The organism is Micrococcus terreus, from assembly GCF_900116905.1.
GTDB lineage: Bacteria > Actinomycetota > Actinomycetes > Actinomycetales > Micrococcaceae > Citricoccus > Citricoccus terreus.
In genome coordinates, this window is record NZ_FPCG01000005.1 from 1 (window position 1) to 21,312 (window position 21,312).

The window sequence follows — 21,312 nt, forward strand, 5'->3', positions numbered from 1 at the left end:
GATCGATGCACGGGGCGTCTTCGTCCACTGCCAGGGTGGCATCGACCAGTGCCGTCAGCGCCTGCGCCAGGTGCGAATCGGCGATCTCATATCGTGTCCGACGACCCTCGGGCTCGAAGACGACGATCCCGCAATCGCGCAGGCATGCCAGGTGGTTGGACACGTTCGGGCGTGTCAGGTCCAGATCTCGGGCCAGTTCCGCCGGGTAAGCGGGATGGTCGAGCAGGGTCAAGATGATCCGGGATCGAGTGGGGTCGGCCAGTGCACGACCCAGGCGGTTCATCACGTCGAGACGCGAAGCAATAGTCAGCATGGACTGAACTATACAGCGCGCACTGAACACTCGGTCACAGGCGTCCGCCCAGATCGCATGCCCGTAAGGGGAACCCTCACCGGACACCACCGCTACTTATCGAGAGGAACGACGGCACGCCTGGCGGGCTGTCCCGTAAGACCCGTTGTCACTTTCAGAACCCGACTGCACTCTCAGGGCAGTGATCCTGCGGGTGGTGCTGTTGGCTTCTGAACTCCGGTTGCTCAAGAGTCCTATGCACTAACCCCGCTTTTGCTCAATAGTCCTGTTCTCGAAAGGGACGCAGGAACGACGAAGGCCGTCCACAAGTCCGAGGCGAATGCGACGGGGTCGGCGTCCGCCAGAGTCCATGTCACATTAATCCTCACCGTGGCCGTCTACGGCACATAGAATAGATGACAGGTTATGGGACAACTTTGCAAAACTTCGCGGGTTGCGAGTCCTCTGTCACGTAAACGAACGGATAAATGACAGTGGAGGTGCACGGTGCTGGTCGGGTACATGCGAGTGTCCAAGGCCGACGGCTCCCAGACCACCGACCTGCAGCGCGATGCCCTGCTCGCCGCCGGCGTAGACCCCGAGGCACTGTATGAGGACAAGGCTTCCGGCAAGACCGACGACCGCCCCCACCTGGCTGCCTGCCTGAAGGCCCTCCGGTCCGGGGACACTCTGCTGGTGTGGAAGCTGGACCGGCTCGGTCGGGACCTGCGCCATCTGGTCAACATCGTCCACGACCTCACCGAGCGGGGCGTGGGACTGAAGGTCCTTACCGGCCAGGGCGCGGCCATCGACACCACCACCGCCTCGGGCAAGCTGGTGTTCGGGATCTTCGCGGCCCTGGCCGAGTTCGAACGCGAGCTGATCTCCGAACGCACCAAGGCCGGACTGGCCTCCGCCCGGGCCCGGGGCCGCAACGGCGGCCGCCCCTACAAGATGACCCCGGCCAAGATCCGCCTGGCGATGGCCTCGATGGGCAAGAAGGACACCAACGTCAGCGCGCTGTGTAAGGAGCTGGGCATCACCCGCCAGACCCTCTACCGCCACGTCTCACCCACCGGTGAACTGCGCGAGGCCGGACAGAAGGTGCTGGCCCAACGCCGATGACCACCGCGGGCCACGGATCGATGCTCCGCTGAGTCCGGACCGCGACGCCGATGATGACCCGTCCAGGGGCGCGCCGTATGGCGCCCCGTCATCGGGACGGACCACCGGACCGGTCATACGGGACGCGGCCCGCGGCGGACCACCGTTGATCCACGTGAGCTTCTGGTGTGTCCGGCGGTGGTTCCTCCAGCGGGTCTGCGTGGTTCCATTGCGACTAAGTCGCACGATGATGCGATGGACGATATGACGGTGCAGCTGCTGGTCGCTTCTGTCGGTGTGTTCGGAGCACTTGCTGGAGCCTTGTTGAGCCAGTTGCTGGCGGGCAAGGCTGAGCGGCAGCGCCGTCTCGCAGAGGATCGGTCTCGGTGGTTGACTGACTCCCTCCGCGTCAACACGCGATTTTTGGCCGGTTCTCTGAGGCTCGAACGGGATTTATGGTCCGCAGCTGCGCAGCTCGACCATGATGATCGGCCGGTGCGTATGCCTGCACACAGCACGATCCTGCTGACGCCCGAGCAGGGGATCCCCGGAGTATTCGACGCCGTGACTCGGTCCATTCTCGTGGAGGCCGTAGAGGACGCATTCGAGCGTCTCGATGCGCTGGAAGAGATGGTTGCTGAGATTGCCCTCGTAGGCACGGTCGAAGAAGTCCGCTCTGCCCAGGGCCTGCACGAAGCGCTATGGGACGCCGCCGGCGGTTTGGAGAGCTATCAAGCATTCGACGTCGTAACCGATGCCGTCTTACGTGCTAAAGCTGCACGAGACGCCTTCACGACAGCTTCACGGGTGGCGCTGCGCCCTAGCGACAAGTCGCGCTCCAATGACCGGCCTCCTCGCCGTCTCGACGACGCGCCACCGGCATCTGGTTAGCGATCCCTAACGGACACGTCTGAGCCCATGGTCGGAGCCGCCATTTAGCGATCACAGAAGGCCATTTAGCGATCAAATCCACAGGCAGGGAACTTCTTAAAGAAGGGTGGGGGCCATTGGCCCCCACCCTTGGTGTTCTAGCAGCCGCAGCCGCAGTTCTCGGGCCGGCAGGTCGGGTCGTTGCAGCAGTCGTTCATCTTGGATCACCTCCCGTTCTGTTGGAGCCAGGTTCCGGGGGCCGGTTGGGGGCAGTCCCCGGCGGGCAGTCCCTCGAGCATGGTGACCATCTCGGTGCGCAGGGCTTCGAGGCGTTGGATCTGGGCGTCCACCTCGGCCAGGCGCCGGGTGAGGAAGTCGGCGGCGGGTTCGCAAGGACAGGTGCCGGTGTCCCTGATGGTCAGCAGGTTGCCGATGTCCTCCAGCCGCAGGCCCAGTCGTTGGGCGCCCTGGATGAAGTGCAGACGGTCGACCGCCTCGGGGCCGTAGGCGCGATACCCGCCCGGGGTGCGGGCCGTCGGGGGCAACAGGCCCGCCTTTTCGTAGTACCGGATCGTGTCCGTACTCAGGCCGGCCGCCTCGGCGAGTTCACCGATCCGCATGCCCTGCCGGAGCGCTGTCTGGGTCGTCATGCACTGACGATAAACCTTGGAGTCCACTCCAAGGTCAAGACCTGCGGACTATTTTTTTCGACCGTTTTCCAGGGTGTGGGTGAGGTGCTCGGTGGCAGCGGTGACGGTGGCCCGGGCGGGGGCACCGACCCCGATGAGGGTGGCCGAGGCCGGGCCGCACCAGTCCCCGTAGCCGAGGAAGAACATCCCGGCGCGGTCACCGGATCGGGTGGGCAGGTCGCGGTCCGTGGCCGGGGTGGTGCCGTCCATGCTCAGGCCCAGGGGGCGCAGGTGACCGAGGTCGGGGCGGAAGCCGGTGCACCAGAGCACCGTATCGACCTCCAGGGTGCGGCCATCGTCCCAGCGGATGCCGGTGGGAGTGAAGCCGGTGAACATCGGGGCGGCCTCCAGTCGGCCGGCGTCGCGGGCCGCGCGCACCGGGGGCACGGCGACGATGTCCCCGAGGGACCCGACCCCGCCGGAGCTGGGCTCGCCGCGGCCCACGGCCTGGACGTGCTCGGTGGCCAGGGCGAACAGGGCCCGGCCGTCGACCTCGTCGGGCAGGTAGCGCGGTGACCGGCGGGTCACCCAGGTCACCGACTTGGCGGCCGGGAGCAGGTCGGCTGCGATCTGCGCCCCGGAGTTCCCCCCGCCGACCACCACCACCCGCTGCCCGGTAAAAGGGGTGCGGCTGCGGTAGCCGGTGGTGTGCAACTGCGTCCCGGTGAACTCCTCCGCGCCGGGGAGCCGGGGCACGAAGGGGCGGCGCCAGGAGCCGGTGGCGTTGATGATGACTGTGCTCTCCCAGGTGCCCCGGTCCGTCCGGGTGAGGTAGCCACCGTCGGGGCCGGCGGGGTGGTCCTCGACGGCGTGGACGGTGACGGGTCGGTGCACCGGCAGCTCGTAGCGGTCCTCGTAGGTGCGCAGGTAGGACACCACGTGTTCGGCGGAGGGGTTGCCCGCCCCGGTCCAGGGCGGCATCCGGTAGCCGGGCAGGGAGCTGTAGGCGGCCGGGGAGAACAGTTCCAGGGTGTCCCAGTAGTGCTGCCAGGCCCCGCCGGGCTGGGTGTTGGCGTCCAGGATCGCGTAACTGGGCGCCGGTCCGCCGCGGCCCCGGGCGGCGTCGCGGGTCAGGCGGTGCAGGTAGAACCCGGCGGCCAGGCCGGCCTGTCCGCCGCCGATCACCAGGACGTCGACCTGCCGGGCAGGCCCGATGGATACGTCGGGACGGTCAGCCAAGGTCCAGGACGCGGCGCAGCTCGGCGAAGGCCTCGGGGATGACGCTGTAGTGGGCCCGGGTGCCGCGCTGTTCCCGGGTGACCAGCCCGGCCTCCACCAGCTTCTTCATGTGGTGGCTCACGGTGGGCTGGCTGATGCCGAGCTCCTCGGTCAGGTCGCAGGAGCACACCGCCGCGCAGCCCTGGGCGGCCACGTGCGAGAGCAGGCGCAGGCGCATCGGCTCGGCCAGGGCCTTGAGCATCCCGGCCAGCCGCTGCGCGTCCGGGGCGTCGAGCGGCCCCTCGGACAGGGGGCAGCACTCCAGGACGCCGGCGCCGGGCTGGTCGCGGTCGGTGTCGAAGGGGGCGGAGAGGGTGACTGTCGGGGCCATCACCCCATCCTACATTGACGGACATCGATATGCCCATGTAGCGTCCATATCGATATTGGTCGATACAACAGATGGGTTCCCCGTGAGCGTCACCACCACCGCACCGCCGCCCGCCCAGCAGGGCGTGATGAAGGAGATGTCCTTCCTGGACCGCTGGCTGCCGGCCTGGATCGGGCTGGCCATGGTCGCCGGGCTCCTGCTGGGCCGGTTCATCCCGGGACTGAACACCGCCCTGGAGGCGGTGAAGATCGGGGAGGTGTCCCTGCCGATCGCCATCGGGCTGTTGGTGATGATGTACCCGGTGCTGGCCAAGGTCCGCTACGACGAGACCCACCGGGTGGCCGGGGACAAGCGGCTGATGATCACCTCCCTGGTGCTGAACTGGGTCGTCGGCCCGGCGCTGATGTTCGCCCTGGCCTGGATGCTGCTGCCGGACCTGCCGGAGTACCGGACCGGGCTGATCATCGTCGGGCTGGCCCGCTGCATCGCCATGGTGTTCATCTGGAACGACCTGGCCTGCGGGGACCGCGAGGCCGCCGCCGTGCTGGTCGCCATCAACTCCGTCTTCCAGGTCATCGCCTTCGGCGCCCTGGGCTGGTTCTACCTCCAGGTGCTGCCGTCCTGGCTGGGCCTGCCCACCACGTCCGCCGACTTCTCCGTCTGGGCGATCGTGCTCAGCGTGCTGGTGTTCCTCGGCATCCCGCTGCTGGCCGGGTTCCTCACCCGCACCCTGGGCGAGAAGGCCAAGGGCCGCACCTGGTACGAGGAGACGTTCCTGCCGCGGATCGGACCGTGGGCCCTGTACGGGCTGCTGTTCACCATCGTGCTGCTCTTCGCCCTGCAGGGCGAGGCCATCACCTCCAACCCCTGGGACGTGGCCCGCATCGCCCTGCCGCTGCTGGCCTACTTCGTGCTGATGTTCGGCATCGCGCTGCTGGCCTCCAAGGCCGTGGGCCTGGGCTACGCCAAGTCCACCACCGTGGCCTTCACCGCCGCGGGGAACAACTTCGAGTTGGCCATCGCCGTGGCCATCGGCACCTTCGGGGTGACCTCCGGCCAGGCCCTAGCCGGCGTCGTCGGCCCCCTGATCGAGGTCCCCGTGCTCGTCGGGCTCATCTACGTCTGCCTGTGGGCCGGACGTAAGCTCTTCCCCGGCGACCCGACCGTCCCGGCCCGGCCCGAGACCGCCGCCGCGCGCCGCCACTGAACCCCCACACCCCGACAGGAGAGCTAGAGATGACCACCCCAGAGTCCCCGTCCCGGCCGTCCGTGTTGTTCGTCTGCGCCAAGAATGGCGGCAAGTCCCAGATGGCCGCGGCCCTGATGGAACACCACGCCGCCGGGACCGTCGAGGTCCACTCCGCCGGCACCAAGCCCGGCGAGTCGATCAACGCCCTCTCGGCCGAGGTCATCGCCGAGGTCGGGGCGGACATGTCCGCCGGGCACCCCAAGCCCATCGACCCGCAGCTGCTGGCCCGCGTGGACCGCGTCATCGTGCTCGGCGACGAGGCCCGCGTCGACCCCGTGAAGGGGATGGCCGGGACCATTCAGACCTGGCACACCGACGAGCCCTCCACCCGCGGCATCGAGGGGATCGAGCGGATGCGCCTGGTCCGCGACGACATCGACGCCCGGGTGCGCACCCTGCTCACCGAGCTCACCGGGGCCGGCGACAGCACCCCCTCCTGACACCCTCTGGCTGCTTACCTCCCCCTAATCGCCTCCTAACAGAAACGGATGACTTGATGACCGCAGAGACCACCCCCGAGACCGCCACGACCCCGAAGCCCTCGGTGCTGTTCGTGTGCGTGCACAACGCCGGCCGCTCCCAGATGGCCGCCGCCTACCTCCAGCACCTCTCGGACGGACGCATCGAGGTCCGCTCCGCCGGCTCCGCCCCGGCCGAGACCGTCAACCCGGCCGCCGTGCAGGCGATGGCCGAAGAGGGCATCGACATCAGCGCCAACCAGCCCAAGGTCCTCACCGACGAGGCGGTCCAGGACTCGGACGTGGTCATCACCATGGGCTGTGGGGACGCCTGCCCGTTCTACCCGGGCAAGCGCTACGAGGACTGGAAGCTCGAGGACCCCGCCGGCCAGGGCATTGAGGGCGTCCGCCCGATCCGGGACGAGATCAAGACCCGCATCCAGCAGCTCATCACCGAACTGCTCCCCGCCGGCACCTCCACGAACTGACGGCGGGCCACCCCATGGACACCACGACCACGAACACCACCAGCACCGAGGCCACGAGTACTGAGGCCACCGACCAGCTGATCATCATCGGCTCCGGTCCGGCCGGCTACACCGCCGCGATCTACGCCGCCCGCGCCGGGCTCACCCCGCGGGTGATCGCCGGATCCGTCACCCACGGCGGGGCGCTGATGACCACCACCGAGGTGGAGAACTTCCCCGGCTTCCCCGGCGGCATCCAGGGCCCGGAACTGATGGCCGGACTGGCCGAACAGGCCACCCGCTTCGGCGCGGTCATCGAGTACGACGACGCCGCCACCGTCCAGCTCACCGGGCACCTCAAGCAGGTCACCACCCTGGCCGGGAAGACGTACCGGGCCCCGGCGGTGATCGTGGCCACCGGCTCGGCCTACAAGGAACTCGGCCTCCCCGAGGAAAAGCGCCTCAGCGGGCACGGGGTGTCCTGGTGCGCCACCTGCGACGGATTCTTCTTCCGCGACCAGGACATCATCGTCATCGGCGGCGGGGACTCGGCCATGGAAGAGGCCCTGTTCCTGACCCGCTTCGCCAAGACCGTCACCGTCGTGGTCCGCCGCGATGCGCTGCGGGCCTCGAAGATCATGGCCGCCCGCGCCAAGGACAACGAGAAGATCCGCTTTGCCTACAACAGCAAGGTCACCGCCATCCACGGTGCCGACAAGGTCACCGGGGTCACCCTGGCCGACACCGTCACCGGCGAGACCCGTGAGGTGGCCGCGACCGGGGTGTTCGTGGCGATCGGGCACCTGCCCCGCACCGAGCTGGTCGCCGGCCAGCTGGAGCTGGACGATGAGGGGTACATCGTGGTGGACGCCCGCACCACTCACACCAACCTGCACGGGGTGTTCGCCTGCGGGGATGCGGTGGATCACCGCTACCGTCAGGCCATCACCGCCGCCGGGACCGGCTGCGCCGCGGCCCTGGACGCCGAACGCTACCTGGCCGCCCTGAGTGATGCCGACAGCATCGCCACTGCACTCGTCGAGGAGCCCACCCATGGCTGATACCACCACCACAACCAGCACGGACACCGCCGGCGCCCCCGGGTTGCCGGTCGTGGTCATCGGGGCCGGGCCCGTGGGCCTGGCCGCCGCCGCCCACCTGATCGAGCGCGGCCTGGCCCCGCTGGTCCTGGAGGCCGGCCCCGAGGTCGGGGCGGCGATCCGGGACTGGGGCCACACCCGGCTGTTCTCACCCTGGCGGTACAACATCGACGCCGCCGCGGCCCGCCTGCTGGAGGCCACCGGCTGGGTCGCCCCGGACCCGGAGGCGCTGCCCATCGGGACCGAGCTCGTCGAGCAGTACCTGGCCCCGCTGGCCGCCACCGAGGCCCTGGCAGACCGGATCCGCACCAACGCCCGGGTGGTCGCGGTGTCCCGGGCCGGGATGGACAAGACCCGCACCGCCGGCCGACAGGACACCCCGTTCCTGGTCCGCGTCGCCCACGCCGACGGGACCGTGGAAGACCTCCGCGCCCGCGCGGTGATCGATGCCTCCGGCACCTGGACCACACCCAACCCGCTGGGCCAGGCCGGGCTCCAGGCCCCCGGCGAGGCCCAGGCCCGCGCCGCGGGACGGATCACCGTCGCGCTGCCGGACGTCCTGGGGGCCGATCGGGCCCGGTTCGCCGGCCAGCACGTGCTGGTTGTCGGGGCCGGACACTCCGCGGCCAACACCCTGCTCGAGCTCGGCGCCCTGGCCCAGGACGCCCCGGACACCCGGATCTCCTGGGCGGTCCGTTCGGCCGACGCGTCGAAGGTCTATGGCGGGGAGGACCGCGACGAGCTGGCCGCCCGCGGCGCCCTAGGCACCCGACTGCGCCACCTGGTCGAATCCGGGACCATCCAGGTGCACCCCTCCTTCACCATCACCGCCTTCACCCCCACCGACCAGGGCCTCACGGTGCACGCCAACACCCCGGTCGGAGACCGTGAGCTGGCCGTAGACGTGCTGGTCCCGGCCACCGGATTCCGACCCGAGCTGGGCTTCCTTTCCGAACTGCGCCTGGAACTGGACCCGGCCGTGGAGGCCCCCCGGCAGCTGGGCCCGCTCATCGACCCGGAGTTCCACTCCTGCGGTTCCGTGGCCCCGCACGGGGAGCGAGTCCTCTCCCACCCGGAGCCGGACTTCTACCTCGTGGGGATGAAGAGCTACGGCCGGGCCCCGACCTTTTTAATGGCCACCGGCTACGAGCAGGTCCGCTCCATCGCCGCCGCCCTGGCCGGAGACCGGGCCGCCGCCGACGCAGTGCGCCTCGAACTGCCCGAGACCGGGGTCTGCTCCACCGACCTCGGCGGATCCTGCGACGCACCGGCCCCCGCCACCCCGGACGCAGACCAAGGGTGCTGCGCCCCGACGGTGGCCGCGGAACCGGCCGTGGCCTGCTGCGCCGCTGAGCCCGAGCCGATCACGATCCTGTCCACTGCCCCTGCCACCCGCGTATCCGCCTGCTGCTGACCATCCCGCCCTGAGGAGTCGCCATGTCCGAGCCGACCACCCTGGACACCCACGTCCTGCAACGCAACGCCGAACACCTGGCCGAGAAGTACGTCGGGATCTTCTCCCCGGCGACGGTGGAGCGCTACGTCTTCGAGTCCTACGCGACCCTCTCGCGCACCGCGAGGCTCCGCACCTACCTGGCCTCCACCGCCACGCACTTCGCCGACAACCGGCTGCGGGCCCTGGGCCAGGGGCAGGGCAAGATCCACTCCCCGGTCCCGCAGGTGCTCTTCGTGTGCGTGCAGAACATCGGCCGCTCCCAGATCGCCGCGGCCCTGCTCACTCACCACGCCGGGGACGGCGTGGAGGTCCGCTCGGCCGGGTCGCTGCCCGGCTCGGAGGTCCACCCCCTCGTCGTGCAGGCCCTGGCCGAGCGCGGCGTCGACGTGTCCGGGGCCTACCCGAAACCGCTGACCGACGACGTGGTGCGGGCCGCGGACTACGTCATCACCATGGGCTGCGGGGACGCCTGCCCGGTCTACCCGGGCAAGCGGTACCTGGACTGGGAGATCACCGACCCCGCCGAGCAGACCGTGGAGGGGGTCCGTGAGATCGTCGAGGACATCGACGCCCGCGTCCGGGACCTCTGGGCCCAGCTCCAGGACTGAATCGGGGGTCTGCGGGCGGCAGGTCCGCACGGATCATCGGGAGGATGATGGCCGCCACCGACACGGCCACCGATCGGCTCACCTCGGACCGCCCCCGCGGTGGCCTCACCGCCCTGTGCATCGCGGTGACCACCAGCTGGGGGCTGCTGTACTACTCGCTGCCGGTGGCCCTGGCCCCGATCGCCGCGGACACCGGCTGGAGCCACACCGCGATCACCGGCGCCTTCTCGGCCGGGCTGATCGTCTCGGCCCTCGCCGGGGTGCGGGTCGGCAGGATCCTGGACACTCGGGGCCCGCGCCGGGTGATGACCGCCGAAGGCATCGCCCTCGTGGCCGCACCTACCGAGACACCACGGATCACCGAAGCACCAGCTCCGGCGCCGAGGTCGGCGTTGTAGATCTACAAGGAGGACCTCAGGTGAGCCAGCGCTTCATCGTCACCAAGGAGCACCACCGCTTCACCGAGTTCGCCGACGCCGTGCGCCGCGGGCACACCATCGGTTTGTGCTTCGGATCAGCCGGCGTAGGAAAGACACTCTCCGCACGCCGCTACGCACACTACGAGAAGGCTCATGACCTGCTGACCTACTGGGGGCCGCGCTCCGACAACGACGCCAAGATCTACGCCGCCTTGAACCAGAGCCGCACCGTGCTCTACACCCCCAGCGTGCTGACCACCCCGCGGACCCTGAAGGACGAGCTGACCCAAGCCATCACCCGCACCAACATGTGCATCGAGCAGCACCTCGTACCTCCCGGCACGGCCACTCCCGAGGCCTGGGGATGGCGACACGGCAGGAACTACGTGGAGCTGATCATCGTCGACGAGGCCGAACGACTGCGTCCCGCCGCTCTGGAACTGCTGCGCGATCGCTACGACCGCGACGACATCGCCCTGATCCTGATCGGCATGCCCGGCCTGGAGAAGCAGTTCAGCCACTACCCCCAGTTCTACAGCCGAGTCGGCTTCGCCCACCAGTACCGGCCCCTGGGACAAGACGAACTGCTGTTCGTCCTCGAGCGACACTGGCGATCCCTCGGCAAGACCCTCGACCCCGACGACTTCACCGACGCCCAAGCCATCGCAGCCATCGCACGGATCACCCGCGGCAACTTCCGGCTCCTCGAACGCCTCTTCCCCCAGATCCAGCGGGTCCTGAAGATCAACGAACTCGACACCATCACCAACGACGTCATCGAAGCCGCACAGAGCACCCTGGTCATCGGTGTCACCTGACCCCGCCACGAAGCGACCGAAGAACCCCGCCATTCAGCAGACGAAGTCACAATCTGACGTCAGGACCTCAAGTGTGAAATCGGGTATACCCGCTTGGACACTCGATCCTGACTGGCAGCGGCTGAAGTCGGCTGCATGGATATAAGGAGTCACCGGCACGAACTGTAACTTTGTGAATGCTAGGACTGTCCATAAGGGGACCCCTCACCGACACGCCAGCGACTGCCATCCCTGGTAGCGAGGCGCTCCGGGCATAGTTCAGGGAAGTGTGTGCCCACGCCGGCCGTACTTGGGTCGGCGAGTCAGCGCCACAGCCATTGCGTGTGCTTGGGCCGCGCAGTAGACAGGGAGCACTGGCACGGCCTCGAGGATGGGAAGATCGCCATGAGCAGCAAGGTGCGCCAGAGTCCGACCACCCCGGCGGGTCAGGGGAAAGGGGCAGGACTGGCGGCGCTGGAGCAGGGAGCGAACCTCTTCCAGGGAACCGCCCCGCTGAAGGACTTCGATGTCTACGGCGTTGGGTTCCATCCGGCCATGGACGACCCGCAGATGCAGATGGAGGCCCACCACTACTGCCGGGTGGTCAACGACGACTTCATCCAGTGTGTTCTCTTCGACGGCAACACCCGCGAGGCTAACCTCATCGGCATCGAGTACATCGTGTCCGAAGCGCTCTACCGGACCCTGCCGGAGCAGGAGCGCAGTTACTGGCATCCGCACAACTTTGAGATCCTCTCCGGACAGCTTGTCGCCCCGGGACTGCCCGATGTCGCCGAGAAGGCCTTCATGAAAAGACTGCTCAACAGCTACGGCAAGACGTGGCACACCTGGCACACCGGCCGGCACGACGGCGATCCGGGTCACCCGTTGCCGATGGGCGACCCGATGCTCATGTGGTCCTTCAACCGGGACGGTGAGTGTGATCCGTCGCTGGAGCAGAACCGGGAGGAGGCGATGGGATTGGACACCGTCAAGACGCGGGGCGAACGTCAGTCCTTCGTCTCCGAGGCGCATCCTCAGGAAAGTGTGAACAGGATGCGTGATCAGTTCACCGGGACCTCACCGATCCCCGGCGTCGTGGACGTCGAGGACGCTTGAGTCTGTCGCATGACAGCGGAGGAAGGTGCCGACAGGGGATTGACAGTCTCCGGCGTCGAGCCGGCCGTTGAATCCAGCAGCGATGAGATCGGGCTTGTCAAGGCTCTAGTCAGGATGCCGCTTGACTGGCAAAGAAGAGTTTGGACATCCGGGCATGGACGCGGTGTGGGCCTCAGGCGTGGCGCACGGAGGCGGCCTCCTGGTCCCGCAGGGCGGTGGTCTCCAGTTGGATGGTGGCGTGGTCGAACGAGACGGGGAAGTGCTCCTTGACGCAGGCGCGGACCTCTTCCAGGATTCGCGGGGCGTGGCCGGACTCGAAGCACCGATCTTCGACGACGACGTGGGCGGAGAGCACCGGCAGGCCGGTGCCGATCATCGAGGCGTGCAGGTCGTGGACATCTCTGACGTGCTCCAGTGCCAGGATGTGCTCGCGGACCTCGTCGAGGTCCACGCCCTTGGGGGTGAACTCCATCAGCACCCGCACGGTTTCCCGCAGCAATGAGAACGCGCGCGGCACGATCAGGGCGGCAATGAACAGGGCGGCAATGGTGTCCGCCTGCTGGAAGCCGGTGGTGTTGATGACGATCGCCGCGACGATCACCCCCACGGATCCCAGGGCGTCGTTGAGGACCTCCAGGAACGCCGCGCGCATGTTGAAGTTCGCCCCCCGGCTGGAGGCCAGCACCGCAATGGCCGCGACGTTGGCGACCAGCCCGATGACGCCGAAGACCAGCAACTCGGTGCCGGGCACCTGCGCGGGTTCGAACAGTCGACGGATGCCCTCGACCGCCGCGTAGGTGCCGACCACCAGCAGCAGCGCCGCCTGGCCCAGGGCGGCGATGACCTCGATCCGGGCAAAGCCCCAGGTGCGGGAGCTGCTGGGCGGGCGCAGCATCATGGTCGCGGCGATGAGAGCCACGAGCAATCCCGAGGCGTCGCTCACGGCGTGGGCGGTGTCGGTCAGCAGCGCCAGGCTGCCGGTGACCACGCTGCCGACCGCCTGGGCCAGAACAATGATCGCGGTCAGGCCGAAGGCGATCAACAGTCGGGCGCGCATCCCCCGATCGGCTTGCTGCGGCACCTGACCGTGGCTGTGGCTCTGGCCGTGCTGGTGTCCGGCGCCCATCAGCCCTCCTCGGTGATCAGATCGTCGTGATCATGGTGGTCCCGCAGGGACAGCGACACCCCGGAGGCCCCCAGCAGCGCGTCCGCGGCCTGCATCAGATCGGTCAGCCGGGACGGGTCGGCCAGACAGAACCACGAGGACCGGCCCTCGGCGCGCACCCTGACCAGGCCGCAGTCCCGCAGGCACGCCAGGTGCTTGCTCACCGTGGACTGCGCCAGGTGCATGTGATCCACCAGGTCCCGGACCCGGTGCTCCCCGGTGGCCAGGTGCTCCAGCAGCGCCAGCCGAGTCGGTTCGGCCAGCGCATGGAACAGTGCTGCGTAGGCGCCGCGGTCCTCGAACCCCGAGGGCTCGTCACGGATCGGATATATCGTCATACAACGATGATAGCCACAACCGGCGATTTGACAAGGTTGAGAACGCTACGATCGGCGTGCCGTCGGGGCGCCCGCCTTGCCCGAAGCCCGGGGGCGCCCTCAGGGCCGGGGCGCTCAGGCCGGTGAGCGTGACCTACGGCACCAGCGCCGTGCGCAGGAGTGGCGGACCCGCGACCGCCCGGGGCGCGCGACCAGCGGTCCTCCCGGACCAGACAGTCGGGAGACAATGGAGTCATGTACGCGCCGATCGACCTCCAGACCCCTCTCGTCACCCAATGGGTCGGCACGCTCGTGGCCATCGTGGGGCTGGCGGTCCTCGCCCACGGGCTGTGGCGCCGCAAGCGTTACCAGGCCCACTTGGACGACGAGGACGCCCGCTTCGCCGGACCGGACCGGACGAAGGATGCCGTCCGTGAGGTGTTCGCGGGGGCGGGGCCCTCGTCATCGGCCTGGCGGCTGTCGCCTATGCGGTCTACGGAGACATCACCTCGCAGAACAACATCCAGGAGAACGTCGCCAAGAAATACGGGGTCGAATCGGTGGAGGACAAGGGGTGGCGCGGCAATGCGCTGCGCGCCGACGTCACCATGCCGGACGGCACCGTCCACCGGGACGTCCAAATCATCTTCGAGGACTCCGGCGAACCACAGATCAGCCGCGACCTGAGCGGCCCCGCCACCGACGGCACCGAGTAGGCCACACCGGGCGTCCGCGTTGGCTCCCGGGCACCCCGTGGCCAGGCCACGGCCCCAGCATGATCCGACCTCCACGTACCACCTGCAGCTCAGCGCGGCTGCCACGGGCGGACATACCCCATTGCCGTTCACGTCGGAGGCCGGAGGGTCGGGCCCGGGGGCGCGGCCGGTGGGGGCCGCAGTAGACAGTAGGCCTCGCCTCACCGCTGGACACGACAGAGCGGGATAGCGCCGGTGGGGAACAGCACGCAGGCGGCGCCATCATCGCCCGGCCCTGCCGCCCAGTGCCGTGGACCGGGGGACAACTGGTGGGCAGGCAGCCTGCGCCAGCCCGGCACCACCACCGACTCGAGGCAGGGCGGTCCGGCGGTGTCCCTGGATAGCAGGACGGACGACCCGAATCTGAGAGGCCGGCGCCGGGGCCACACGGCCCGGTCATTCTCCGGAGCCCGGTCGTCCTGCCTCATCACCATGCCCTCTCACCGGGGCCGGTGCCCTGGGCGGCGCGGGCAAGGACCGTAGGCGCTGTCCTCAGTGGTGGCCGGCCCGGGGATCAGGCCTCCGCGGCCTTCCACCGGCGGGCGGAGACGAACGAGTGGACGCCCAGGACCACATAGAGCAGGAGCAGGGCGAAGGTGATCGTGCTGGTGAACACGGCCGTAGGACGCTCCGCGGTGCCGGCGATCAGTGCGCCCAGCTGCAGGACGTTCATCGAGGTGCCCAGGATGCCCAGCACGGCCACGGCCAGGGCCAGGTGGATGCCGAGCTTCTGATTCTTCCGGCCAATGAGGCCCGCGACCAGGATCACCGCTCCCAGGATGGCCGGGATCAGCGCCGTCCAACTGGCGAACGCCGTGGCGATATAGGCGATGGCGCCGACGGCGATGAGCAGGACGCCGAGTCCAATGGTGATGCGAGGCATATCGCTCCTTAGGCAGATGGGGCCCACACATGTTCTACTTCTACGCGCTGTAGTAGAACCTTCTTCTACGCAGTGTAGTAGAGATGGCGTTCCGGCCTGTCGCCGCAAACCCAGCCGGGGTCTCGCATCCGCACCGCCGACCGCATCGCCATCAGGCAGGTCCGGGACGCACCCGGCGCGTCGGGACGGCACGTTGCCGGCGGCCGAACAGGGGTCGGCCCAATCCCCGTCAGTACGGCACTTGGCCACCCCGCCGGCCATGTCCTGGACCAGGTGCGTGTCCGCGCAAGCCGTGCAGGCCTGGGGGCGCTGGGAACAGGCCTGGATGCACTCGGCCAACATCCGCCGGCCGATGCTCCCCACCTGCATCGGGGAGGTGTCCAGCATGGTGCTCACGGGATGGGTCGCGGTGCGCTCCTTCGTCGATCCGAGGGATCGACGCCCACGCCCGCCCGGTCACCGACCGCGGACCGCCCCTGCGCCGCGGACGGAGGGGCCGAACCTTGAAGGTTTCGTGAAGATCGCCGCCCGCCACGGACACCGTCCGTGGTCGCCGCAATGGTGGGAAACCCCGCCGTTACTGGGATTCCGGGCCGACGCCGGCCCATGGAGGGGGCGCGGAGGCCCGCTGGCCTCCCGTGCTTCCTTCCGGGGCCCGAGGCGTGAAAGCGGCTGAGCCACCGTGAACACCATTTCCTCCCGGCCGCTCGGGACAGAGTCAGCTCACCGAAGCCCCGGGGCCCCGCGGGGTGAGCCGGTCACGGCACCGCGGACGCCGAGGAGTCCCCTACTCGCACCCGGGGCCGGGGCTCGTGGGCTCAATACTGCCGGCCTGCCCGGTCCCGGCCTCCTCGCCGCCGGGGAACAACCCCACGTCGACCTCACGTCGCGAACCCAGATCCGAGGGGCCGACCCATGCCCGCCGCACGTGCACACCAGGCCCGGACCGGCGCAAGACCTGGCTGGCCTGCCCTGGGCACCGGGACTGGCTCACCGACTACCTGCGGTCCCGCGGACTGCTGAAGGACGTACTGCCCCTTGACTGAGACCCTGACGGACCGGCCGGCGAAGCGCGGCCGCCTCGACTACCGTTTCCTGATCTCGCCCCAGTGGCTCGGCGGCCTGGTCTTCTGCGCCCTCTTCGCCCTCGCCTGCGCCCTGCTGGGCCAGTGGCAGATGGACCGCCGCATGGAGACCGTCGCCGAGATCAACAAGGTGCTCTCCAACTACGACGAGCCGGCCGTGCCGCTGGCCGGCAACGCCGGGCTGTTCACGGACGTGCGGCCGGAGCAGGAGTGGACCCCGGTCGAGATGCACGGGGAGTACCTCGAGGAGGACACCCGGATCGTCCGCAACCGGCCCCTGGCCGGCAAGCCGGGCTACGAGGTGCTCGTCCCGTTCCGGGCGGACACCGGCGACGTGATCGTGGTCAACCGCGGCTGGCTGCCCATCGGAGACACCACCCCCGGCCGTCCCGACGTCGTCCCGACGCCCCCCGCGGGCGAGGTCACGGTGGTCACCCGCATCAAGCCCGGTGAGCCGGACCTGGGCCGGGACGCCCCCGAGGGCCAGCTCGCGTCGATCGACCTCGCGGCGTTCGAGGACAGCGTCGGCTACGACGTGGCCGACACCGCGTACGGGCAGCTCGCGACGGAGTCCCCCACCCCGGCCGTGGCGCTGCAGCAGCCGCCGAAGCCTCCGCTGGACGAGGGCCCGCACCTGTCCTACTCCCTGCAGTGGTTCATGTTCGGGCTGATGAGCTTCATCGTGTGGGGCTACATGGCCCGGCAGCGCGCGGTCAACGACCGCGACGACCGGGAACTGGGGCTGACCGAGGACGACGGCTACCTCTCGGCCCACCGCGCGCCGCGCGCCCGCCCCGTGAAGCGCCGCGGCGGGCGGCCCACGGACGAGGAGGTCGAGGACGCGATGCTCGACGCGGTCGACTCGCGGCACTAGATCGTCACCATCAGCATGTCGCCGTCCACGGAGGCGGTGAACTCGGTCAGCGGTTTCTGGGCCGGGCCGCCGTAGGGCACGCCCGTTGCCACGTCGAAGTGCGACCCGTGGCAGGGGCAGGCGAAGGTGGGTTGGCCCCGATTCTGGCCCGGGGCCACCGTGCACCCCTGGTGTGTGCACACGGCGGAGAAGGCACGCACCGTGTCCTCGGATTCGCGGTGCAGCAACAGGGTTCGACCGCCGATGGTCACGGACGCCTGGCCACCGACCGGCAGGTCCGCGGCGGGCAGGGCCGGGGTGGGGGAACCACCGGGGTGCTGTGACGGTGCGCTGGCCTCGGCCTGGAGGTCCTCCGTGCAGCCCGTCAGGCCCACCGTGGTGGCCACTCCCACCGCACCGATGACCGCACCGCGCCCCAGGAAGGCCCTGCGGGAGGTGCCGCACCCGCCACAGGCGGTCTCGCCGTCGCGGTGACCCGAAGCGGTGGGGGTGCTGGCGGTGGAGGTGTGGGCGGTGGGATCGATCGCGGAAGTCATCCGTTCATTATTCGCCGTCCGTCTCCGATCGGTGGACGCCCGTGACGTGGTTCAGGCGAGTTGGCTCAGACCGCGGCCGCGCCACATCCGTCCGGTTCAATGCTGCTGCTCGGGGACGTAGTCTCGGCTCAGACCGTGTCGGTGCGTGGGGAGGTGGGGGCCATGCCGAGGATGTCCACCCTGGAGGCCGCGTTCTGTCGCAGTGCGCCGTGGCGCCTTGTGGCCCGGCGGCTGGTTCCCTGGGCGACGCAGGGTGTGCCCCTGGCCGGGAGGGTGCTGGAGATCGGTGCAGGCAGCGGAGCGATGGCCCAAGCGATCCTTGCGGCCCACCCCCGGCTTCGTCTCACCACGACCGATGCGGACCCGGCGATGGTCCGGTCCGCGCAACGGCGCCTCGCCCGGTCCGCGGCGGAGGTACGCCAGGCCGATGCCACCGCCCTGCCCTTCGCCGAGGAGTCCTTCGACACGGTGCTGAGCTTTCTCATGCTCCACCACGTGATCCACTGGGAACAGGCGGTGGCCGAGGCGTCCCGGGTCCTGCGGCCGGGCGGGTTCTTCGTGGGCTACGACCTGCTCGCCTCGCGCGCCGCCGCCTGGCTGCATGTGGCCGACCGCTCGGCGCACCGGCTCATCGAACCGGCCGCGTTCGGACCGGCCCTGCAACATGCCGGCCTGGAGCCGGTCCGCCTCCAGGTCTCCCGCGGTGGTCGGGTGCTGCGTTTCATCGCGCACAAGCCCGGCACCGTCCAGGCCGAACCCGGTGCCGACAGGGGAGCGCGCCGAGCCGGGCGGGGCGGACCGAGGGTCCCTGGCCTCATCAGCGCTACCAGCGCCAGCGGCGCCGCGCCCGCGCCGCCCGGCCTGGAACCCGTGCCTCGACGGGAGCATCGTGGTGCGGATTCTCCCCTTCCTTCTACGGGCTGTAGAATTCCGGGGACGTCCTGCCCCGAGGGAGAGGTCCCGGAAGTACGCCATGTCCTGCGCCCAGCATTCCCGTGAGTCCGATCGCCGGAGCCCGGACCACCCGGGCTGGCCGGGACGGCGCGGCGTGCTGGCCGGTTTGGCCGGGGTCGTGTCCTTGCCGCTGCTGGCGGCCTGCAGTTCGGACGACCCGTTGGCCGCCCAGGCCGGCAACGCCGATGGCAAGAACTACATCGCCGGTGACGGGTCGGTCCTGGAGATCGCCCCGGCCGAGCGCGGGGAGCCGGTGCGGTTCCGCTCCACCCTGTTCTCCGGGGAGCCGGTCAGCACCGAGGACTTGGCCGGGGATCCGGCGGTGCTGAACTTCTGGTATGCCGCCTGTGCCCCGTGCCGGGTGGAGGCCCCGGACCTGCAGGCCCTGCACGAGCAGTTCGCCCCCGAGGGGGTGCGGTTCTTGGGCATCAACGTTCGGGACACGATCGCCACGGCGCAGGCTTTCGAGCGCAATTTCGGGATCACCTACCCCTCGGTGGAGGACCGGGGCGGGGAGGTGCTGCTGGCGATGACGGACTACGTGCCGCCGCAGGCCGTGCCCACCACCATCGTGCTGGACCGCCAGGGCCGGGTCTCGGCCCGGATCCTGGGGATCGCCGAGCCCTCCACGCTGCGCACCCTGATCACCACCGTGCTGGATGAACAGGCCTGAGCGTCCCATGACCGCCTGGACACGTCCCCTGACCGCCACCGGGACTGCGGCGGTCGGCCCCGGCGATGGGATCGGCCTTGCCGGTTCGCCGCCGCCGACGCAATGCCCCGGTGACGAGAGGCAGTCCAGGGACGAGAGGTGGCCGCGGTGAGCCAGCAGGACAACGTGCGGGTGGCCCGGGACGAGGCCGCCCAGGCCAATACCCCGCCCCCGCCGGAGTCTCCCGCCCCGGACGGTGGCTCTCCCCGCGGACGCCAGGACGTGGAACTGCCCGCCCTGGGCGTCTGGGGCACGCTGCGGTTCGCTTGGACCCAGCTGACGTCCATGCGCACCGCGCTGATGCTGTTGCTGCTGCTCGCCGTCGCCGCGGTGCCCGGGTCCCTGTTCCCGCAGCGCCCGGCCGGGCCGGGAATCGTCCAGAACTACATCGACGACAACCCGGTGCTGGGGGAGTGGCTGGACCGGTTCCAGATGTTCGATGTCTACTCCTCGGTCTGGTTCTCGGCGATCTACCTGCTGCTGTTCGTCTCGCTGATCGGCTGCGTGGCCCCGCGCGCCGTCAAGCACGCCAAGGCGCTGCGCTCGGCCCCGCCGCGCACCCCGCGCCGGCTCTCCCGGTTGCCGGAGTACGGCCGGGTCGTCCTCGAGTCCTCCGGTCCCGCACCCGTCGAGGCGGTGGAGCAGGCGGCGAAGTACTTGCGCAAGCGCGGCTACCGCACCGAGGTGCGCCAGGAGCCCGACGGCGGCGCCTCCGTGGGCGCCGAACGCGGCTACGTGCGCGAGGTCGGCAATATCGTCTTCCACCTGTCCCTGATCGGGGTGCTGGTGTTCATGGCCACCGGCTCGCTGCTGAGCTACCGCGGCCAGAAGATTCTCGTCGAGGGGGAGGGCTTCGCCAACACCCTGATCGCCTACGACGCCTTCACCCCGGGCAGTGCCTTCTCCGAGGAGATGCTCACTCCGTTCTCGATGACCCTGAAGCGTTTCGAGTACGTCTATGACCGGCAGTCCCCGACCCACTACGGCCAGCCGCTGGATTACACGGCCGTACTGGACGTGCAGGACGGTCCCGGTGACACCGCCCGAGAGGTCGAACTGAAAGTCAACCATCCACTGGACTTCCAGGGCACCCGGGTCTACCTGGTCGGCAACGGGTACGCCCCGGTGGTCACCGTCCGGGACGGCAACGGGGACATCGCCTTGCAGGGTCCGGTGGTGGCGCGGGTCCAGGACAATGTCTTCACCTCCTTGATGACTATCAAGGCCCCGGACGCCCGTCCCGACCAGCTCGGCTTCGTCGGCTTCTTCCTGCCCGCCGCCTACACCGGCGAGGACGGGGTGGCGGTCTCGATCGACCCCGCCCCGCTGAACCCGGAGTTGAACCTGAACTCCTACTACGGCGACCTCGGCCTGGACGAGGGCGACCCACAGAACGTGTACGTGCTGGACACCGAGAACCTCACCGAACTGAACTCCCGGAACCTCGAGGCCGGCGGCATCACGCTCAAGCCCGGGGAATCCTACGAGCTGCCCGAAGGCAAGGGCTCCATCAGCTTCGACGGGCTTAAGCGCTACGTCGGCCTGGACATCCTCTACGACCCGGGCAAGTGGGGCGTCGGCTTCTTCGCCGTGCTGGCCCTCGTGGCCCTCGGCGTGAGCCTGTTCGTGCGCCGCCGCCGCGCGTGGGTGCGTGGCACCACGGGCCCCGACGGGTCCACCATGGTCGAGTACGGGCTGCTGGCCCGTGGCGAGGACTTCGGCCTGCGCGAGGAGAACCTCACCCTGCGCCGGCAGTTTGAGAAGTTGTGGCCGGTGCAGGCACCAGAAGACATCGAGAGCACCGAGGGACCGATCGTCGTCGCCGGTGCCGCACAGAACCGAGTGGAGTGACCC

The 21,312-nt window shown here is 69.4% G+C and carries 24 protein-coding genes and 1 pseudogene; 16 read left to right on the forward strand and 9 right to left on the reverse strand.

The genetic code is table 11. The features are described from left to right. Window positions 1–313, reverse strand: a 313-nt coding sequence (gene cmtR, locus BM355_RS07305) for a Cd(II)/Pb(II)-sensing metalloregulatory transcriptional regulator CmtR (protein WP_091695440.1), incomplete at its 3' end; no start/stop codon positions are given. A 486-nt stretch (window positions 314–799) separates the two neighbouring features. Between cmtR and BM355_RS07310 the strand changes: the two genes are divergently transcribed. After that, window positions 800–1,417, forward strand: a complete 618-nt coding sequence (locus BM355_RS07310; protein ID WP_143109446.1) for a recombinase family protein — start codon at window positions 800–802, stop codon at window positions 1,415–1,417. Between the two features lie 234 nt (window positions 1,418–1,651). After that, a complete protein-coding gene (locus BM355_RS07315; RefSeq protein ID WP_091696744.1) occupies window positions 1,652–2,287 on the forward strand; it encodes a hypothetical protein in 636 nt (211 codons plus the stop codon). A 203-nt stretch (window positions 2,288–2,490) separates the two neighbouring features. Here BM355_RS07315 and BM355_RS07320 read toward each other — a convergent pair whose 3' ends face one another. Genes BM355_RS07320 through BM355_RS07330 form a run of 3 tightly spaced genes read right to left on the reverse strand, consistent with a single transcriptional unit; the run spans window position 2,491 to window position 4,504 of the window. Beyond that, complete coding sequence (locus tag BM355_RS07320) at window positions 2,491–2,916, reverse strand: heavy metal-responsive transcriptional regulator (protein WP_177227883.1); 426 nt, start codon at window positions 2,914–2,916, stop codon at window positions 2,491–2,493. 48 nt (window positions 2,917–2,964) lie between these two features. Further along, entirely contained in the window at window positions 2,965–4,134 is a 1,170-nt protein-coding gene (locus BM355_RS07325; protein WP_245760662.1) for an ArsO family NAD(P)H-dependent flavin-containing monooxygenase, read from the reverse strand. After that, the gene (locus tag BM355_RS07330; protein ID WP_091696747.1) at window positions 4,127–4,504 is read right to left on the reverse strand and encodes an ArsR/SmtB family transcription factor; all 378 of its coding nucleotides are present in this window, start codon (window positions 4,502–4,504) and stop codon (window positions 4,127–4,129) included. The genes BM355_RS07325 and BM355_RS07330 overlap by 8 nt, the downstream gene beginning before the upstream one ends. A 127-nt stretch (window positions 4,505–4,631) precedes the next feature. Here BM355_RS07330 and arsB point away from each other — a divergent pair, with 127 nt between their 5' ends. From arsB to BM355_RS07375, 9 genes are all read left to right on the forward strand, one after another. After that, window positions 4,632–5,711, forward strand: coding sequence for an ACR3 family arsenite efflux transporter (gene arsB / locus BM355_RS07335; protein ID WP_091697093.1), 1,080 nt, complete (start codon window positions 4,632–4,634; stop codon window positions 5,709–5,711). Window positions 5,712–5,740: 29 nt separating this feature from the next. After that, complete coding sequence (locus tag BM355_RS07340; protein WP_091696749.1) at window positions 5,741–6,193, forward strand: arsenate-mycothiol transferase ArsC; 453 nt, start codon at window positions 5,741–5,743, stop codon at window positions 6,191–6,193. A gap of 56 nt (window positions 6,194–6,249) precedes the next feature. After that, window positions 6,250–6,699 (forward strand): arsenate reductase ArsC, encoded by a 450-nt coding sequence (locus BM355_RS07345; RefSeq protein ID WP_091696752.1) that lies wholly within the window; start codon window positions 6,250–6,252, stop codon window positions 6,697–6,699. 14 nt (window positions 6,700–6,713) lie between these two features. Then, the gene (trxB, locus tag BM355_RS07350; protein ID WP_091696754.1) at window positions 6,714–7,739 is read left to right on the forward strand and encodes a thioredoxin-disulfide reductase; all 1,026 of its coding nucleotides are present in this window, start codon (window positions 6,714–6,716) and stop codon (window positions 7,737–7,739) included. Continuing rightward, complete coding sequence (locus BM355_RS07355) at window positions 7,732–9,192, forward strand: FAD-dependent oxidoreductase (protein WP_091696757.1); 1,461 nt, start codon at window positions 7,732–7,734, stop codon at window positions 9,190–9,192. The genes trxB and BM355_RS07355 overlap by 8 nt, the downstream gene beginning before the upstream one ends. Before the next feature lie 23 nt (window positions 9,193–9,215). Beyond that, the gene (locus tag BM355_RS07360; protein WP_091696760.1) at window positions 9,216–9,842 is read left to right on the forward strand and encodes an arsenate-mycothiol transferase ArsC; all 627 of its coding nucleotides are present in this window, start codon (window positions 9,216–9,218) and stop codon (window positions 9,840–9,842) included. 47 nt (window positions 9,843–9,889) lie between these two features. Next, entirely contained in the window at window positions 9,890–10,240 is a 351-nt protein-coding gene (locus tag BM355_RS07365) for a hypothetical protein (RefSeq protein ID WP_245760663.1), read from the forward strand. Between the two features lie 20 nt (window positions 10,241–10,260). Next, window positions 10,261–11,079 carry an AAA family ATPase gene (locus BM355_RS07370; RefSeq protein WP_091696763.1) on the forward strand — a complete coding sequence of 273 codons (819 nt, stop codon included), beginning with the start codon at window positions 10,261–10,263 and terminating at the stop codon, window positions 11,077–11,079. Between the two features lie 384 nt (window positions 11,080–11,463). After that, entirely contained in the window at window positions 11,464–12,177 is a 714-nt protein-coding gene (locus BM355_RS07375) for an OBAP family protein (RefSeq protein WP_091696765.1), read from the forward strand. Window positions 12,178–12,349: 172 nt separating this feature from the next. Here the strand turns inward: BM355_RS07375 and BM355_RS07380 are convergent, their stop codons facing one another. Next, window positions 12,350–13,303 (reverse strand): cation diffusion facilitator family transporter, encoded by a 954-nt coding sequence (locus BM355_RS07380; RefSeq protein WP_091696767.1) that lies wholly within the window; start codon window positions 13,301–13,303, stop codon window positions 12,350–12,352. Beyond that, window positions 13,303–13,680, reverse strand: coding sequence for an ArsR/SmtB family transcription factor (locus tag BM355_RS07385; RefSeq protein WP_091696769.1), 378 nt, complete (start codon window positions 13,678–13,680; stop codon window positions 13,303–13,305). The genes BM355_RS07380 and BM355_RS07385 overlap by 1 nt, the downstream gene beginning before the upstream one ends. 539 nt (window positions 13,681–14,219) lie before the next feature. Between BM355_RS07385 and BM355_RS14330 the strand changes: the two genes are divergently transcribed. Continuing rightward, window positions 14,220–14,375, forward strand: coding sequence for a hypothetical protein (locus BM355_RS14330; protein ID WP_177227884.1), 156 nt, complete (start codon window positions 14,220–14,222; stop codon window positions 14,373–14,375). A gap of 553 nt (window positions 14,376–14,928) precedes the next feature. On the opposite strand, the gene BM355_RS07390 is transcribed toward BM355_RS14330, so the two are convergent. Next, complete coding sequence (locus tag BM355_RS07390) at window positions 14,929–15,297, reverse strand: hypothetical protein (RefSeq protein ID WP_091696770.1); 369 nt, start codon at window positions 15,295–15,297, stop codon at window positions 14,929–14,931. 183 nt (window positions 15,298–15,480) lie between these two features. Beyond that, window positions 15,481–15,684, reverse strand: a pseudogene (locus BM355_RS15000) (four-helix bundle copper-binding protein); the annotation flags it as partial. A 651-nt stretch (window positions 15,685–16,335) separates the two neighbouring features. Here BM355_RS15000 and BM355_RS07400 point away from each other — a divergent pair. Continuing rightward, window positions 16,336–17,256 (forward strand): SURF1 family cytochrome oxidase biogenesis protein, encoded by a 921-nt coding sequence (locus BM355_RS07400; RefSeq protein WP_245760664.1) that lies wholly within the window; start codon window positions 16,336–16,338, stop codon window positions 17,254–17,256. On the opposite strand, the gene BM355_RS07405 is transcribed toward BM355_RS07400, so the two are convergent. Next, window positions 17,253–17,792: a QcrA and Rieske domain-containing protein gene (locus tag BM355_RS07405; protein WP_143109447.1), complete on the reverse strand. Its 540-nt coding sequence runs from the start codon at window positions 17,790–17,792 to the stop codon at window positions 17,253–17,255. The two genes, BM355_RS07400 and BM355_RS07405, sit on opposite strands and share 4 nt — an antisense overlap. Window positions 17,793–17,954: 162 nt before the next feature. On the opposite strand from BM355_RS07405, the gene BM355_RS07410 reads away from it, so the two are divergent. The 3 genes from BM355_RS07410 (at window position 17,955) to resB (ending at window position 21,309) form a co-directional block, all read left to right on the forward strand. Next, the gene (locus BM355_RS07410; RefSeq protein WP_091697099.1) at window positions 17,955–18,791 is read left to right on the forward strand and encodes a class I SAM-dependent methyltransferase; all 837 of its coding nucleotides are present in this window, start codon (window positions 17,955–17,957) and stop codon (window positions 18,789–18,791) included. Further along, window positions 18,766–19,419 (forward strand): TlpA family protein disulfide reductase, encoded by a 654-nt coding sequence (locus BM355_RS07415; protein ID WP_091696775.1) that lies wholly within the window; start codon window positions 18,766–18,768, stop codon window positions 19,417–19,419. Before BM355_RS07410 ends, BM355_RS07415 begins: the two co-directional genes overlap by 26 nt. A 147-nt stretch (window positions 19,420–19,566) precedes the next feature. Then, the gene (gene resB, locus BM355_RS07420) at window positions 19,567–21,309 is read left to right on the forward strand and encodes a cytochrome c biogenesis protein ResB (protein WP_091697101.1); all 1,743 of its coding nucleotides are present in this window, start codon (window positions 19,567–19,569) and stop codon (window positions 21,307–21,309) included. Window positions 21,310–21,312 lie beyond the last annotated feature (3 nt).

Coding starts and splice junctions, on each gene's coding strand:
- BM355_RS07390 (WP_091696770.1), bottom strand. CDS start 15,297: ATGCCTCGCATCACCATTGGACTCGGCGTCCTGCTCATCGCCGTCGGC.
- BM355_RS07355 (WP_091696757.1), top strand. CDS start 7,732: ATGGCTGATACCACCACCACAACCAGCACGGACACCGCCGGCGCCCCC.
- BM355_RS07340 (WP_091696749.1), top strand. CDS start 5,741: ATGACCACCCCAGAGTCCCCGTCCCGGCCGTCCGTGTTGTTCGTCTGC.
- BM355_RS07360 (WP_091696760.1), top strand. CDS start 9,216: ATGTCCGAGCCGACCACCCTGGACACCCACGTCCTGCAACGCAACGCC.
- BM355_RS07345 (WP_091696752.1), top strand. CDS start 6,250: ATGACCGCAGAGACCACCCCCGAGACCGCCACGACCCCGAAGCCCTCG.
- BM355_RS07410 (WP_091697099.1), top strand. CDS start 17,955: ATGCCGAGGATGTCCACCCTGGAGGCCGCGTTCTGTCGCAGTGCGCCG.
- BM355_RS07380 (WP_091696767.1), bottom strand. CDS start 13,303: ATGGGCGCCGGACACCAGCACGGCCAGAGCCACAGCCACGGTCAGGTG.
- BM355_RS07330 (WP_091696747.1), bottom strand. CDS start 4,504: ATGGCCCCGACAGTCACCCTCTCCGCCCCCTTCGACACCGACCGCGAC.
- BM355_RS07320 (WP_177227883.1), bottom strand. CDS start 2,916: ATGACGACCCAGACAGCGCTCCGGCAGGGCATGCGGATCGGTGAACTC.
- BM355_RS07405 (WP_143109447.1), bottom strand. CDS start 17,792: ATGACTTCCGCGATCGATCCCACCGCCCACACCTCCACCGCCAGCACC.
- BM355_RS07315 (WP_091696744.1), top strand. CDS start 1,652: ATGGACGATATGACGGTGCAGCTGCTGGTCGCTTCTGTCGGTGTGTTC.
- BM355_RS07385 (WP_091696769.1), bottom strand. CDS start 13,680: ATGACGATATATCCGATCCGTGACGAGCCCTCGGGGTTCGAGGACCGC.
- BM355_RS07365 (WP_245760663.1), top strand. CDS start 9,890: ATGGCCGCCACCGACACGGCCACCGATCGGCTCACCTCGGACCGCCCC.
- arsB (WP_091697093.1), top strand. CDS start 4,632: ATGAAGGAGATGTCCTTCCTGGACCGCTGGCTGCCGGCCTGGATCGGG.
- BM355_RS07415 (WP_091696775.1), top strand. CDS start 18,766: ATGTCCTGCGCCCAGCATTCCCGTGAGTCCGATCGCCGGAGCCCGGAC.
- BM355_RS07375 (WP_091696765.1), top strand. CDS start 11,464: ATGAGCAGCAAGGTGCGCCAGAGTCCGACCACCCCGGCGGGTCAGGGG.
- trxB (WP_091696754.1), top strand. CDS start 6,714: ATGGACACCACGACCACGAACACCACCAGCACCGAGGCCACGAGTACT.